9 protein-coding genes are annotated in these 15,117 nt (G+C 49.4%); 3 read left to right on the forward strand and 6 right to left on the reverse strand.

Translation table 11 applies throughout. The features are described 5' to 3' along the window. Positions 1–8 precede the first annotated feature (8 nt). The gene (gene gyrA / locus AC0VZ8_RS12735; RefSeq protein ID WP_475487055.1) at positions 9–2,468 is read left to right on the forward strand and encodes a DNA gyrase subunit A; all 2,460 of its coding nucleotides are present in this window, start codon (positions 9–11) and stop codon (positions 2,466–2,468) included. Between the two features lie 425 nt (positions 2,469–2,893). Further along, positions 2,894–3,325, forward strand: a complete 432-nt coding sequence (locus tag AC0VZ8_RS12740; RefSeq protein WP_071218331.1) for a MarR family transcriptional regulator — start codon at positions 2,894–2,896, stop codon at positions 3,323–3,325. 147 nt (positions 3,326–3,472) lie between these two features. Here AC0VZ8_RS12740 and AC0VZ8_RS12745 read toward each other — a convergent pair whose 3' ends face one another. From AC0VZ8_RS12745 to AC0VZ8_RS12765, 5 genes are all read right to left on the reverse strand, one after another. Next, entirely contained in the window at positions 3,473–4,834 is a 1,362-nt protein-coding gene (locus tag AC0VZ8_RS12745; RefSeq protein WP_475487056.1) for a lytic polysaccharide monooxygenase, read from the reverse strand. A gap of 396 nt (positions 4,835–5,230) precedes the next feature. After that, positions 5,231–5,950: an RluA family pseudouridine synthase gene (locus AC0VZ8_RS12750; protein WP_475487057.1), complete on the reverse strand. Its 720-nt coding sequence runs from the start codon at positions 5,948–5,950 to the stop codon at positions 5,231–5,233. A 4-nt stretch (positions 5,951–5,954) separates the two neighbouring features. Further along, positions 5,955–6,818 (reverse strand): class I SAM-dependent methyltransferase, encoded by an 864-nt coding sequence (locus tag AC0VZ8_RS12755; RefSeq protein ID WP_475487058.1) that lies wholly within the window; start codon positions 6,816–6,818, stop codon positions 5,955–5,957. Between the two features lie 124 nt (positions 6,819–6,942). After that, positions 6,943–7,461, reverse strand: a complete 519-nt coding sequence (locus tag AC0VZ8_RS12760; RefSeq protein WP_475487059.1) for a GNAT family N-acetyltransferase — start codon at positions 7,459–7,461, stop codon at positions 6,943–6,945. A gap of 70 nt (positions 7,462–7,531) precedes the next feature. Next, the gene (locus AC0VZ8_RS12765; RefSeq protein WP_475487060.1) at positions 7,532–9,493 is read right to left on the reverse strand and encodes an endonuclease MutS2; all 1,962 of its coding nucleotides are present in this window, start codon (positions 9,491–9,493) and stop codon (positions 7,532–7,534) included. Positions 9,494–10,054: 561 nt separating this feature from the next. Between AC0VZ8_RS12765 and pepF the strand changes: the two genes are divergently transcribed. Next, positions 10,055–11,857 carry an oligoendopeptidase F gene (gene pepF, locus AC0VZ8_RS12770; protein WP_475487061.1) on the forward strand — a complete coding sequence of 601 codons (1,803 nt, stop codon included), beginning with the start codon at positions 10,055–10,057 and terminating at the stop codon, positions 11,855–11,857. An 86-nt stretch (positions 11,858–11,943) separates the two neighbouring features. Here pepF and AC0VZ8_RS12775 read toward each other — a convergent pair whose 3' ends face one another. After that, a complete protein-coding gene (locus tag AC0VZ8_RS12775) occupies positions 11,944–14,964 on the reverse strand; it encodes a PAS domain S-box protein (protein WP_475487062.1) in 3,021 nt (1,006 codons plus the stop codon). Positions 14,965–15,117 lie beyond the last annotated feature (153 nt).

Genomic DNA, 15,117 nt, shown 5'->3' on the forward strand with positions numbered 1-15,117 from the left:
GTGAAGGAATGAGTTTATCTGAGCAATTTTTGCCGGCTTTTCTGGAAGAGGTCGTAGGTGATCGATTTGGCCGGTATTCCAAGTATATTATTCAGGACCGGGCGATCCCGGACGTTCGTGACGGGCTGAAGCCCGTTCAGCGCCGGATCCTGTATGCCATGTACGATTCGGGTAACACACCGGATAAACCATACCGTAAATCGGCGAAAACCGTCGGGGATGTCATGGGTAATTACCATCCGCACGGGGACTCATCGATTTATGAAGGTATGGTTCGGATGGCTCAGCCATGGAAGATGGGACATGTGCTCGTGGACGGCCACGGAAACTGGGGTTCCCAGGATGATGATCCCGCCGCAGCGATGCGTTATACCGAGGCAAGGTTATCGCCGATTGCCATGGAGCTGCTTCGGGATATCGAGAAGCGGACCGTACTGTTTAAGGATAATTTTGATAACACGGCCAAGGAACCGGTTGTGCTGCCTTCACGGTACCCAAACCTGCTTGTGAACGGAGCTAGCGGGATTTCCGCGGGCTTTGCCACTGAAATCCCGCCTCACAATCTGCGGGAAGTGATCGATGCTTGTATTGCCGTTATGCAGAAGCCGGAGATTGAGCTGGCGGAGATTATGACCTTTATCAAAGGTCCGGACTTCCCGACCAGCGGAATCATCATGGGCGGCGAAGGCATTTTGGATGCCTATCGGACAGGCAAAGGCCGCGTTTATCTGCGGTCGAAGACGGACATTGAATCGCTTCGCGGCGGCAAGCAGCAGATTGTCATCACGGAAATTCCTTATCAGGTCGTTAAGTCACGGCTTGTTACCACGATGGAGAACATACGACTGGAGAAAAAAGTCGAGGGTATCGCCGAGGTTCGCGATGAGAGCGGACGAGAAGGACTTCGCATCGTCGTTGAGCTGAAGAAGGATGCCGACGCAAACGGGATTCTGGCTTATTTGTTCAAGAAAACCGATCTGCAAATTACGTATAATTTCAATATGGTTGCGATCGTGAATAAAACCCCTCAACAACTGGGGCTTAAAGACATGTTATCCGCCTATATCAAACATCAGCGTGAAGTCGTCACGCACCGGACCCAGTTTGAGCTGGAGAAAGCAGAGGATCGGGCGCATGTATTGGAAGGCCTGGTTAAGGCTTTAAATATCCTGGATGAGGTCATTGCGGCGATCAAAGCGTCCAAGAATCGCCAGGATGCCCAGAACAATCTGCAATGGATGTTCGGTTTCACGGAGAGACAAGCCGATTCCATATTGACCTTGCAATTATACCGCCTTACGAACCTTGAAATTCATTCCCTGCAAAAAGAGCTGGACGAGTTAATGAAGAAAATCGAGGGCTTGCGTGCGATACTGGACAGCGATAAGAAGCTGATTGCCGTCATTCGCAAAGAGCTGCTTGAAATTCGCGAGAAATACGGCATCGACCGGCGTTCTGTCATTCAGGAAGAAGTGGAAGAGATCAAGGTTAATCTTGAAGTGCTGGTGAACGCAGAGGACGTGCTCGTAACTCTGTCTAATGAAGGCTACATCAAGCGTACCAGCATGTTATCCTTCACCCGAAGCGGCGGTGAGCTGGAAAGCTCAGGCGTTAAGGAAGGGGATTACATCACACGTCTGTTTGAAGTCAATACCCTGGAGAATCTGCTTATATTCACGAGCCGTGGACAGTATTTCTTATTGCCGGTTCACCAGATTCCGGAATACAAATGGAAGGATGCCGGTACGGCCATCGTTAACGTGATTCAGGTACCGAAAGAGGATCACATCGTATCGGTCATTCCGGTTTCGAACTTTGAAGAAGAGGGCAAGTCGCTTGTGTTTGTCAGCCGCAAAGGTCAAGTGAAACGCACAGAGCTCAAGGAGTATGTCACCAAGCGGGCTGGCGCCGTTGCGGCAGCCAAGGTCGCTGCGGAAGACAGCATTATCCAGGTCGTCGTGAGTGATAACAATAAAGATATTGTGCTAATATCGAAAGAAGGGATGAGCATCCGGTTTAATGAGCAGGAAGTCAACGCCATGGGACGCGTTTCCGGCGGGGTTCGAGGAATCCAGCTCCGTGACGGGGATGAAGTCGTTGCGGCATTATGGGTGGAGAACGATGAGGGTGAGATTTTGACTATCACGGATCTTGGCTATGGCAAGCGCAGCTTGCTGCTGGATTACCAGACGCAAAGCCGCGGCGGAAAAGGCATGGCTACGTTTGAGTTTAAGGAAGGCAAGCGGGTGAAGCCTAACGGCAGCGCCATTGTCGGTGCTTTCTATTGCCGTGAACCGCTGCAGATTATGGCGTACAGCGAAGATGGGCAAGCCCATCTGATTCACACCGAAAAAGTTCCGATCGCGGAACGTAAATCGATAGGCAAACTGCTTGCCGATGTTGGCAAGCAAGGACGGATTGTCGATCTGGTAACTCTTCCGCATGCGGAGTCAGGTCAAGAAAGTTAAACAAGATTGCGTAACATCCTTTTTTAGGAGATTTCCAAGTTTGGAGAAGATAAGATAGACGGACGAAAAGCACCTTCGATGATATTTGTCGAGGTGCTTTTGCTATATTCTGCGTTTCCCGCAACATTAGAGCTGTTATTTATACTATTTGACATATGCCCGACTATGTCGAAGCAGGGTGAACCTTGAAAAATGCCGTCATATAAGGGTTGGCAGGTTTTGTCGCTTGGTTGGAAATTATATTTTTTAACGAAAAAAGAAGGATATTGAGAGGTCGCCCGCGAAAAGTTAATCCTATAAACTATTATGGAATCATGACTAGGGTTCACACGAAATCGAAATCCATTCACCGAAGTACAGCGCAACATCCACGGATGGAATCCGATGTTTGATCATGACAGCACAATTGAAGGGACGGGATAAATATGCATACTGCCGAATTCGCCAAGGTGTGGTCCAAGCTGGCCAAGGATTATAAGCTCCATATGGAAGCCGGATTAGCACCGACATTGACGGAATCGCAACTGATGGTGCTGGAGGTGCTTGCTGAATTAAAGCGAATGAAACCTTCCGATTTCATTCCTTACCTGGCCACAAGTCCGGCAGCCGTAACCATGCTATTGGACCGGATGGAGAAGAATGGATTGATCAAACGGGAACGGGACGCGAATGACAGACGGATCGTCTGGGTGACGATTTCCTATAAAGGGCGTGAGGAATATACACGGGGGTTACAGGTTAGGGATGAGTACCTTACCCAAATTTTGAACCGCATATCCTCGCATAATCAGCAGCTGCTTGTTTATCTGTTAGGAAAGATTAGTACAGCTCCAAAGGAAGTTCTGGTTGAGGTATAAGTTCTAAAGCTATAGCTAACGTCGTAAACGTAGAGAAGCCCCCTGGGCGGCTGCAGACGGCAGCTCACCCTTGGGGCTGTTACATATTTTCATACTTTTGGAGCATTATCTTATATCACGTTTCGAATCTTACATGACGTATTGAGATTATGACTTAAGCAACCATAAAGCCGGCACGTTGGAGGGTTCCCAACCAGGCAGGGACGTGTGGGCTTGACGGCACTCATAGGTGTTGCCACCATATGTGACTAAGGCTCCTTGCTGATATGAAGTGTTTGGTGCCCAGGCCGGAGTTTCCGGTGTGGAACCGTCCGCCGTGGTAACTTGCAGTTCATTGCTTGCAGGGGAGACGTTGCCAGCCGCATCACGAGCTTTAACGGTGAAGCTATAGGCTGTGTTGGGTGCTAACCCGCCGACCGTATAGGTAAGCGTGCTGCCGGATACCGTGGCCACCAGCGTTGTGCCCCGATAAACTTCATAGCCGCTAACGCCGACATTATCCGTGGAATTGTTCCAGGCTAATGATACGCTGGTTGAGGTAGATCCGACTGATCGTAAATTGGCGGGAGCCGTCGGAGCTTGAGTGTCCGGTACCGGATTGGATGTGGCAATCGTTAACGGACTGCTCGCCGTGGAGACATTGCCTGCTCCATCGCGTGCTTTTACCGTAAAGGTATAGGAGGTTGACGCTTGCAGACCGGTGACGGTATGGCTTAAGGTTGACCCTGATACGGTTGTTACTAGATTAGATCCTTGATAGATTTCATAGCCTGTTACCCCCACATTATCCGTGGCAGCGTTCCAGGAGAGCGAAATGCTGCTGCTGGTGACGCCTGTGGATCTTAAGTTACCCGGTGCGGTTGGAGCTTGCGTGTCCTGATTTCCGCTGCCGTTATTCAGGTTCACATCGATTACGTTATAGAAGGCGTTGCCTGTATCGGCGATCTCCCAGACGGCTAGGATCAGATAGTAGCCGGTGCGGTCGGTAGGAACATTACAGGTGTGGGTTACGGTGTTCGGCGGACGTTTGCCACCGTCATTGAAGGAGCAGAACAATTCGAGATCTGCGCGTGCGAGGGGTTTGCTGGAATCCCAGCCTTTTTTCGTAATATAATATTTCCAATCGGATGTGGCGTGAGCTGCGGTCAGCACCCATTTAAATGTATTCGGCCCGCCGTTCATGTTCACTTTACTCCAGCGGGTAGGTGATTGTTCATTGAGTTCGTGAAAAATTCCAGCACCAGCAATCTGACCATCCGCCGGTCCACCGATGGGGAAGTTACCTTTTCCCTCGAGGGAATGCGGTTCATATATGATTCTGCCGCAATTGGTGTTCTCTCCGAGCTTACACTTATAACCACGACTGGCTGGTGATTCAATATACCCATGAGCGGAGACGCTGCTTGCCGTGATGATCATGATGGTGAAGAACAACAGAGTGCTTCCTAAAAAAATCCACAGCGGTTTCAAATGCAAGCGGCGATTTGTTTGATATTGAACCTGGTCCATAACAAATACCTCCTTGAATATTTAATTTGAAATTCAGCGGACACTTGTTGCTGATCAAACCTCCCTGAGCTGTGAGTTTCCTTGCATTGTTACACATCACAAACAACCGAGCCGACCGTGTAACCATTCATGAACAGCTTTTGATCATCCTCCTCCTTGGCACCATTGATCTATATAAACTCGCAAGCAGAGTTTATACCATGATTGTACAAATAATCTAAAAAATGTTAAACTATCTAGTTACTATTTTTCGGCATTCTTTGATAAAAGTAAAGGGATAATATATTATCGTACAGGGATAAAATATTACAGTTTTTGCCATTATGAAACAGAGGTATAAAAAAACCGAAATCCAAGACGGGATTTCGGTTTTTTTGAATTCTATGGATAGGACCGTCATGTGGAGGCCAGCTTCTCCATCGAGAAAAGGCTCCAGGGATAGTCGGAGGGCGGCATGGAACGAATGGAGATTTCCTCTTTAGTAACGGGATGAGGAAATCCGACCAATACGGACCATAAGGCAATCTGCTGGCCTGCTTTGTTCACCTTGCTTCCATACTTCTGGTCTCCGAACAGCGGATGTCCCGCATGGCTCAGCTGTACACGGATTTGGTGCGGCCTGCCCGTGTGCAGCTCGATCAGGACGAGGCTGAAGCCTTCGGACGTTTGGAGCACGGTGTAATCCAGAATGGCCTCCTTGGCCCCGTCCGTTCCTTTAGTAGTGACATGAACGGTGTTGGTTTTTACATCCTTATACAGCAGATTTACGAGCCGGCCTGAAGTTTTCGAAGGAATCCCATGAACGACCGCCACATATTGCTTGCGAAAGCTGCGACTGCGGACGGCTTCCGATAATCGGGATGCGGCTTTGGAAGTCTTTGCAAACACCATCGCTCCCCCAACCGGACGGTCCAGACGGTGCACCAATCCCAAAAATACATTGCCCGGTTTATCGTAGCGCTCCTTAATGTCCTGTTTCAGAATGGTCAGCATGTCGGGATCGCCGGTAGCATCCTCTTGGGAGGGGATGTTGACCGGCTTGGCTACTCCTAACACATGATTATCCTCGAACAGAATCGGCACAACCGGATATGCTGCTGGTTCCCGCTTGTTCATCGAATCAGGACTCCCATCGACCCAGGATGCCGCACGGCAGGTTCATGCCGGAGCGGGTAATCGGCAATCCGATCTCTCCCGCACTGATGGTACCGCCGTATTTCGGCTTCATGGTCATGGTCAGCATGTTATTCAGAACGGTAGGGGAGATTCCGGTTGTATAGGAGTTAATCAGCATGAACAGCGGATTATCCGATACGATGCTCAAGCAGCTTTCGAGGAAGGGATACAAGCTTTGCTCAAGCTTCCACGTTTCTCCACTTGGTCCGCGGCCATAAGACGGAGGGTCCATAATGATCGCATCGTATTTGTTCCCCCGCCGCTGCTCACGTTGCACGAATTTAAACACATCATCCGTGATATAACGGATAGGACGGTCGGCAAGTCCGGACAATGCCGCGTTTTCCTTGGCCCATTGAACCATCCCCTTCGCAGCATCCACATGAACAACCTGAGCTCCGGCCGAAGCGGCCGCGACGGTTGCTCCGCCGGTATACGCGAACAGGTTCAGCACGCTGACCGGACGTCCGGCTGAAGCGATCTTATCCATCATCCAGCGCCAGTTGGCTGCCTGCTCCGGAAACAAACCGGTATGTTTAAAATTGGTTGGTCGAATATGAAATTTCAATTGGTCGTATGAGATGGTCCACCGGTCCGGAAGCTGCTTTTTCATGTCCCATTGTCCGCCGCCCGACGAGCTGCGATGATAGTGTCCGTGCACACTGCGCCACTGTCCATCCTCACGTTCAATCGGCCATATGATCTGCGGATCCGGACGTCTGAGAATCACGTCGCCCCAGCGTTCCAGCTTTTCTCCGCCTCCGGTATCGATGACCTCGTAATCTTGCCAATCCTGAGCTACATACATGTTGAAAACCATCCTTCAAATAGTCATTTAGATTTTATTGTACAACATATCAGAAGCTGAATGCCACCAAGGATTCCCCGGCTTGATCAAACCTATTCGGATGATATGGACTTTGAAGCTCGACTTACCCCAAATCTTCGAAAGCGGAGTGGAAACGGAATTCGCCATGCAGGTGATCGAGCGCGCCCGGCTGAAGCTCGGCAACCATAAACACTTCATCGGAAACCGTAAATTGGGTGATGTCGATTCCATAGGCTCTGGCCTGCACAAATCCGTAACGGGGGTAATATGCCGGATGGCCGAACAGAAAAACAAGTGGATAGCCATGCGAGAAACACAGCCGTTTGCCTTCTTCAATCAATTTCCCGCCGATCCCTTGTCGTTGATAATCCGGAAGCACGGCCAGGGGCCCTAGCGCAGCCACGTGATGGTTATAAACCCCGTCAAAAAGGCTAGACCGGCTGAACATAATATGTCCCTTAATGATCCCATCTTCTTCCGCTACGATTGACAATTCCCGTTGAAAATCTTTATCCTCCCGCAGCCGCCGTACTAGAATCGCTTCTTCCTGTCCGGGAAAAGCCTGAGTGAGAAGGTTCTGGACCTTCTCGTAATCGTTCTTGGTTTCTGTACGTATGTTCATCGTAATCTCTCCTCCGAAAATCCTTAGCATTCTTATTGATGTCCTGGTCAACCCACCGTCAAGAGTTTCGTTATTCCGGTTTCGTTTCGATCTGCAGTCCTTCAACGTGCTTGCGGTTCATCAGTTTACGCTTCTTCCGGTTCTCTTTGCTCTCAAAAACAATATCAAGATCATAATCCTCCGGATAAAGATCCTTGGCTGCAATATAAGGCTTCAGCCGTTTATGGTTAATTTTCAGTCTATCCTTCTGAATCATTACACCGATATTACCTCTACCGTCGATGGTTTCATACACGGTTCCGCTTCGTTTCAAATAAGGCACGTAGACACGATCGCCTAATTGATAGAGGGAAGAGGGAGAATCTACATCTTGATGATCTTCATCATTCATCAGCTTATCCTGTTTGTCTGTCGACAACGTAACGTATTCTTCGGGACGCTCTTCTTCAGCCTCATCACCGGACTCTGAGCTATCCATTTGGATAAGGGCCGTGTTCTCTCTTGCCATTCCCGCTTCCGTGATTTCCCGCGATCTGGCAATGATCGACTCCGGTATGCCCAGCTTCGCTGCAATGACAAAGGCATAACTGTGCCCGGCTTCACCAATCCGCAGACGATAGAGCGGCTCGAGTGTGTCGGCATCAAATTCCATGCGGGCATTCTCAAAGCCGGAGGTGCGCTCGGCAAAATTTTTGATTTCGGTAAAATGGGTGGTTACCACAACCGTTGCTTGACGTTGACTCAACTCCTCCAGAATGGCGATCGACAATCCTACGCCTTCACCGGGATCCGTTCCCGACGCCATTTCATCGAGCAGTACAAGCGTGGACCGGCCGGCTGTCTGCAAAATGTCGCGGATGTTGCGAATATGCGCAGAGAACGTACTGAGGGCATGCTCCAAACTCTGCCCATCTCCGATATCGACGGAAACCTCGTCAAAGATGGCGCAATGGCTGCCTTCCGCGACAGGAACCAGTAGACCGGATTGCACCATTACGGTGATGAGACCAACCGTCTTCAGAGCAGAAGTTTTGCCGCCGGTATTAGGCCCTGTAATGATCAAGGTTTTATACCGCTCCCCGATAGAGAAGTCCAGCGGTACCATCGTGGAGCCGATTAAAGGATGCACCGCGGATTTTAGATGGATGAACCCCTCCTGGTTCAGGCTTACATTGCGCCCGCCGATGGAAACGGCGTACTTGCCTCTGGCTATGATGTAGTCGTAGATTCCAACAATGTCGGCATTGGTTCTCAGTTCGAATTGATATTGCTCGGCTAGTGCGGTCAAATCACTCAGCACCTTCGTTTCTTCGCGGACTTCATCGGCGTGCAGGAAATTCAATTCCATCTGAAGTCCCTGCAAGTCGGAGGGCTCGATGAATACCGTCTGCCCGCTGGCCGATTCATCCAGAATCGAGCCATTCACGGATTTACGGTGCTCCTTCTTGATGGGCAGCACGTAACGATCTCCGCGTTTGCTGATAACATGCTCTTGCAAGATCCCTTTGTAACGGCTCATCAGGCTGTCGAGCTTACGCTTGATCCGTTCTTCGGCTACGATGATTTTTTTGCGGATTTTGGCCAAATCTTTGCTCGCGCTATCCACAACACGCCCCCCGTGAATGCTGCGTTCGATTTCGGACAGAAGTGGACGCAGTTCATGCATGGATGTGGCGTAGGAACTGATCAATGGAGCAATCCCGTCCTTGGCTTTCATATACTGAATGAGCTGACGGCAGCTTCTCAGATATTGGACCATGTTCCCGAAATCGCGCTCAGACAGCACGTAACCGGTGCCGAGCAGATCCAGGATCATTTCAATGCCCTCCAGTGAAGGAATAGGAACGCTAGCTCCGGTAAGGAGCAGGGTTTTGGCTTCCTCCGTTTCATTCAGTTTGTTGCGGATGGCTTTCATCTGGGTGAGGGGGGCCATTTTCCGGATATGCTCGATTCCCAGATACGATACGGCAAAGCGTTCAAGCTCGGTTCGTATTTTCTCGTATTCCAATTTGTTTAATGCGAAGGGTTTCATGGGTTACATTCTCCTTTTGACTATGAAATGGATGGCATACAACACAAAAAGGGCGGAAAGCGAACTACTAAGGTTCGCTTTCCGCCCAAAGATCGTTATTCTGATGGCATGGCGTTATGGGACGGCTCCAAATAACCCTTTTGAATAAAAGGAGGGGGAGACCCAAAAAATCCGTGCTGAACTCAGCACGGATAACCATATCATATCTGAATAAACCCTAAAGGGGCTTCCATTGATATCCGCAGTTCTTAACTAATTCAACGGACGAAATGAAAATCCATCAAAAAATAAACATATCCCAATACAGGAAATGCCCAAAATTTTACATTTCGATCCATATGAAATTTGGTTAGTTAAGAACGACCACCGACATCAAAATCTCTCCTTTAGATAAGAGTATGAATTAACTATATCCATAAATAGGGTCAGAAGTCAAGGTCGAAAAGCGGATACGATCCCTTAAAAAACTGTGATATGATGGAATTGTTATACAGTTGCTAATCAAATAGTAACTGCTGTCGTCAATCATGAGAGGACAAGACACGAGAGGAGTTGTATTCCATGGGGAAATTGTTGACACGAAGTGAGGTTCCAATCGAGGCAACTTGGAATCTGGATGATTTGTTTGTCTCGCAAGAAGCATTCGAAGCGGGATTAAAAGCGATTGAATCGCAAGCTGCTCAATTGACTCGATTCAGAGGCAGGCTGGGAGAGGGTGCATCCGTTCTTCTGGAGTGTTTGAATGAACAGGAAGCTCTGATGGAGAGCATCAGCAGAGTCGGGGCGTACGCCAGATTACGACAATCGGAAGACGGAACCAATCCGGCCAATCTGGCAAATTCGGCCAAAACGGGCGATGTTCTCTCACGCATCCAATCTTCCCTGACGTTTATTGAATCGGAGCTGCTGGATCTCGAGGATGGAATCATCGAACAATACATAACGAAGGAAGACGGGCTTGTTCCTTATGCCCGAAGCTTGACATTGTTGCTGGAATCGAAGCCCCACCGCTTGAGTCCTGAGACGGAAAGCGTGTTAGCATCGCTGGGAGAGGTGCTCGGTTCCCCTTACCGCATCTATTTGCGCAGCAAGCTGTCGGATATGACATTTGACGATATTCAAGTGAATGACGGAACCAAGCCGGTCTCCTTCCGTCTGTACGAGAATTCTTACGAAATGTCCGAGGATACGCAGCTTCGGCGCGAGGCCTATGCCTCGTTCACGAAGTCACTGCAGGGATCGCGCCATACATTTGCCGAGGCTTACGCCACCGAAGTGAAGAAGCAAGTAGTGATGTCCCGGCTTCGGGGGTATGATTCCGTAACGGATATGCTGCTGAAGCCGCAGCAAGTGACGATGGAGATGTACAACCATATTCATGATACCATTCTGACGGAGTTAGCTCCGCATATGCGAAGACTGATGAAGCTGAAGAAGCGCGTGCTTGGGCTGGATCAAATGCTGTTCTGCGATTTGAAAGCACCGATGGATACGGATTTCAATCCAAGCGTTACTTATGAAGAAGCATGCTCCACGATTTCCAGTGCCTTGTCGATACTGGGTCCTGAATACGGCGAGATCGTTCAATCCACGTTCTCCAAGCGCTGGGTGGACTATGCCGATAATATTGGTAAGTCTACGGGAGCGTTCTGTTCCTCCGTATACGGAGTGCATTCTTATATCCTGATGGCATGGGCGGATAATATGCGAAATGCCTTCACGTTAGCGCATGAAGTCGGGCATGCTGGTCATTTGATGCTGGCAGCCGACCATCAGCGTATCACCAATGCCCGTCCTTCCTTGTATTTTATCGAGGCGCCTTCCACGATGAACGAGCTGCTGCTGGCGGATCACCTGCTCAGTCAATCCAAGGATAAGCGGATGCGGCGCTCTGTTATTCTTCAGCTTCTGAGCACGTATTACCATAACTATGTGACTCACCTTCTGGAAGCGGAAATGCAGCGACGGGTATACCGCCATGCGATGGCCGATGAGCCGATTACCGCAGATAAGCTATCTGAGCTAAAAGGCGCGGTGTTATCCGATTTCTGGGGTGACGTGGTTGAGCTCGATGAAGGAGCGAAGCTTACCTGGATGCGACAGCCGCATTATTATATGGGTCTCTATCCATATACGTATGCCGCTGGACTAACCGCATCAACAGCAGCAGCACAATTGATTCGCGAGGAAGGACAACCGGCTGTAGACCGCTGGCTCCAAGTCCTAAAAGCCGGAGGCAGCAAGAGTCCGCTGGAATTAATGGCTATGGCAGGGGTCGATATGTCCACTTCCGAGCCGATCTCCAAAGCGGTTGCATATGTTGGATCGCTTGTCGACGAACTGGAGTCCCTGTACGAGGAATAATACCATTTGCATACATGGGAAAAGGGTGGTCCACAGCTCATCGCTGTAGACCACCCTTTTGGTTGTAGAGAACATGAGAGAGACGCCTATGCTTGTTTGTCCGTGACATCATCCTGCAGCGTACGGGTAGGGATCGTAAAGTAGAAGGAGGATCCGACATTTTCGCGACTCTCGACGCCGATGACCCCACCCATCAGCTCGACCAGTTTTTTACTGATCGCCAGCCCCAATCCCGTACCCCCATATTTGCGATTCAAGGATGGGTGAAGCTGCGAGAAGGAGGTAAACAGCTGATGCTGCTGTTCGGCAGGGATGCCAATTCCCGTATCCTTTACTTGGAAAGCAAGCGTGATTTCCTGGGTCCCGGTCCTGCGCAGTCCCTCGACACTCATTGTGATGCTGCCCTCATGCGTGAATTTGATGGCATTGCTGATGAGATTAACTAGCACTTGCCGCAGCCGAAGAGCATCGCCGATGATCACATCGGGAACAGTGGAGCTGTTGATGCTGCAGGATAATGATAATCCTTTTTCTTTGGCTTTGGCCGAGAATAAATCAATGACGACTTCAAGCAAGGAACGTAAATCGATAGGTTCATGAATGAGTGTCATATTGCCGGTCTCGATTTTGCTGAAATCGAGAATCTCGTTCAGGATGTGCAGCAGCGAGCTGCTGCTCTCCATCAAAATATCGGTATAATTCAGCTGATCCTCGTCAAGCTCGGTCGTTCGTAATAGCTCAATCATGCCGATGATGCCGTTCATCGGGGTGCGGAGTTCGTGACTCATCATGGTCAGAAACTCCGTTTTTGCTTGATCTGCCCGCTCGGCATTCTCCTTCGCCCGGATGATTTCTTTCTCGTCGGTGATATCGCGGAATACCATAACGGCGCCTTTGCGCTCACCTTGGTCCCAGATTGGATTGACCTGATAATCTGCCAGAAAGCTGGTGCCGTCGCCCCGCCAAAGCACGATTTCGGCTCTTGACAGCGGTACGCCTTGTTGGACGGCTCGAACAAGCGGAGAATCATCCCCCCGATAAAAAGTGCCGTCATGGCGAATTTCTTTGATGATCTGGTCGCAGGGTCTTCCGATGGTGGTGGCCGGTTCATAATCCAGCATCGCTGCGCCTGCCGGATTGATAAATGCGACGTGTCCGTGAATGTCCAGCCCGATAATGCCTTCGGACACCGTATTCAGCAAAAGGGTGAGCTCCCGGCTCAGCTTCTTGATCTCTTCCATGGTTCGTATGCGCTCGGTGATATCTCGGGTAATGCCATAGACGCCGACGACTTCGTCATCCACGAAAATCGGGATGTTAATTGTATTGATGTCGATGGGATGTCCATCCTTATGAATAATCGTTAGATCATAGCTCTGAGGTATGCCTTCTGTTGCCTGGTTAAAATGAAACAACGTGCGAGCCATGTCTTTTTCCGCTACAATCGGTCCGAAATACATCCCGATCAGCTCGTCCAGCGTATATCCTGTCAGTTCCTGCAGATTCTGGTTGGCCGTTAAGTAGTCGCCATCCAAATTCATGGAGTATACGGCCGACGGATTATATTCAAATAGAGAACGGTATCGCTGCTCGCTTTCCTTTAGCTTAAATTCCATCAGTTTTCGTTCGGAGATGTCGCGGGCAATCGAGATGATCTCGTTCTTTTGGCCATCCTGCGTGCTGATGTACTTGCAATTGACTTCAAACCAGATGTGCCTGCCATCCTTATGTATATAACGGAAGGTGATCGGTGTGAGCAATTTGCCGTCCAGGCAATTGTTAAAATAGTCCTGTAGCGGTATGATATCCTCGGCATACACATAATCGAATATACTGGTGCCAACCATCTCATCCGGACGATATCCAAGCAGTGAATAACAGGAAGGTGAACAATAAAGAAACGTTGAACAGTCTATGGTGCTGCTCGATATGAAGTCAAGGGAATTTTCGGTTATGAGCTTGTACTTGTTTTCATTCTCCAGCGACTGCTGTTCAATCAGCATCTGCTCGGTGATGTCCTGCGCCATACCGACCATCTCCATAGGTCTGCCTTCCTTCGTAACGGAGACTTCCCATTGAGCTCGAATGGTTCGGATTTGGCCGTCCTGAAGCTGGATCCGATAGATGATTTCATCCGCTTTTCCTAGAATGGCTCTGCTCACGGCTGCCTCGAGCCGCTCACGGTCCTCCGGAACGACCAATGACAGCAGCGTGTTATGGTTTGGCTCAGTGGCACGGATCTGATATCCGTAAATTCGCCTCATTTCATCGCTGTAGGTGAGCGTATGCGTGATCAAGTCCCAACGCCAGGAACCGATCTTGGCAATCCGCTGCGCATGGGCAAGCGTATCCTCATCCGTTTTGCGCTTGGTAATGTTTCGTCCAATGGCCAGAACCTTGTTAATTTCACCGTGAGGTCCCCGAATTAATTGAAAAGACGTTTCAAACCATAAATAATGCCCGTCCTTATGGAGAATGCGTCGAACGAAACTGTCTTCCTCTGAAAATAGCTTGCCCGGTTCTTTCATTTGCTCGGAATCCACCTGGTGATAGTAATCGATCCGGCATTGGCCCGTCATTTCTTCTTGGGTGTATCCGAGTATTTCCGTCACAGAGGGTGAGATGTATTCGATGATGCCATCAGCGCTGCTGATGGATATAAGATCTTGTCCGCTCTTGGAAATGAGTGCAAGGAGTTCATCATTCTTAATGGTTGGCGGCAAAGGCGATTTCTCCTGTACGGTCCCGGGCTCTATACAGCATAATATCCATGGAGCCTCTCCAGGGGCGGGATGTTTCAGCAGGGAAATCGAGACAGAGACATGGACTTGATCTCCGTTATGGCGGATAAAATATGAGTCTTTCTTGAGCGTGGACGTTTGTTCATATGTAAATGATTGCAATATTTGTTGTATCGATAGATTGGATAGAACTTGGATTTCGGAAGGTTTGAGCTGAAGCAGGTCTGAACGTTTGGATTCGGTAAGTTCGCAGAAACGATCATTAACCTTAGCCACAGGCTCGTCAACCGCAGAGATCAGGATCGCCCCCATAGGCATTTTATCAAACATCTGTTCCCAGACCCAATGTTCCGCTATTTGCCTCATGATTATAGATGCCTCCCTAACTTAAGCTATACCCTTTGATCATAGAGGATAGAATCACTCTGTCGCAATAGTAAATACCAGTGCTGCATATGAACTTGGACATCAAGGCGGGTGAAAGCCAACCGATAAGAGGAGCATCCTTATGGCTGGCGA

It is taken from the genome of Paenibacillus sp. QJM3NY_38, from assembly GCF_056173265.1.

Coding starts and splice junctions, on each gene's coding strand:
- gyrA (WP_475487055.1), top strand. CDS start 9: ATGAGTTTATCTGAGCAATTTTTGCCGGCTTTTCTGGAAGAGGTCGTA.
- AC0VZ8_RS12740 (WP_071218331.1), top strand. CDS start 2,894: ATGCATACTGCCGAATTCGCCAAGGTGTGGTCCAAGCTGGCCAAGGAT.
- AC0VZ8_RS12745 (WP_475487056.1), bottom strand. CDS start 4,834: ATGGACCAGGTTCAATATCAAACAAATCGCCGCTTGCATTTGAAACCG.
- AC0VZ8_RS12750 (WP_475487057.1), bottom strand. CDS start 5,950: ATGAACAAGCGGGAACCAGCAGCATATCCGGTTGTGCCGATTCTGTTC.
- AC0VZ8_RS12755 (WP_475487058.1), bottom strand. CDS start 6,818: ATGTATGTAGCTCAGGATTGGCAAGATTACGAGGTCATCGATACCGGA.
- AC0VZ8_RS12760 (WP_475487059.1), bottom strand. CDS start 7,461: ATGAACATACGTACAGAAACCAAGAACGATTACGAGAAGGTCCAGAAC.
- AC0VZ8_RS12765 (WP_475487060.1), bottom strand. CDS start 9,493: ATGAAACCCTTCGCATTAAACAAATTGGAATACGAGAAAATACGAACC.
- pepF (WP_475487061.1), top strand. CDS start 10,055: ATGGGGAAATTGTTGACACGAAGTGAGGTTCCAATCGAGGCAACTTGG.
- AC0VZ8_RS12775 (WP_475487062.1), bottom strand. CDS start 14,964: ATGAGGCAAATAGCGGAACATTGGGTCTGGGAACAGATGTTTGATAAA.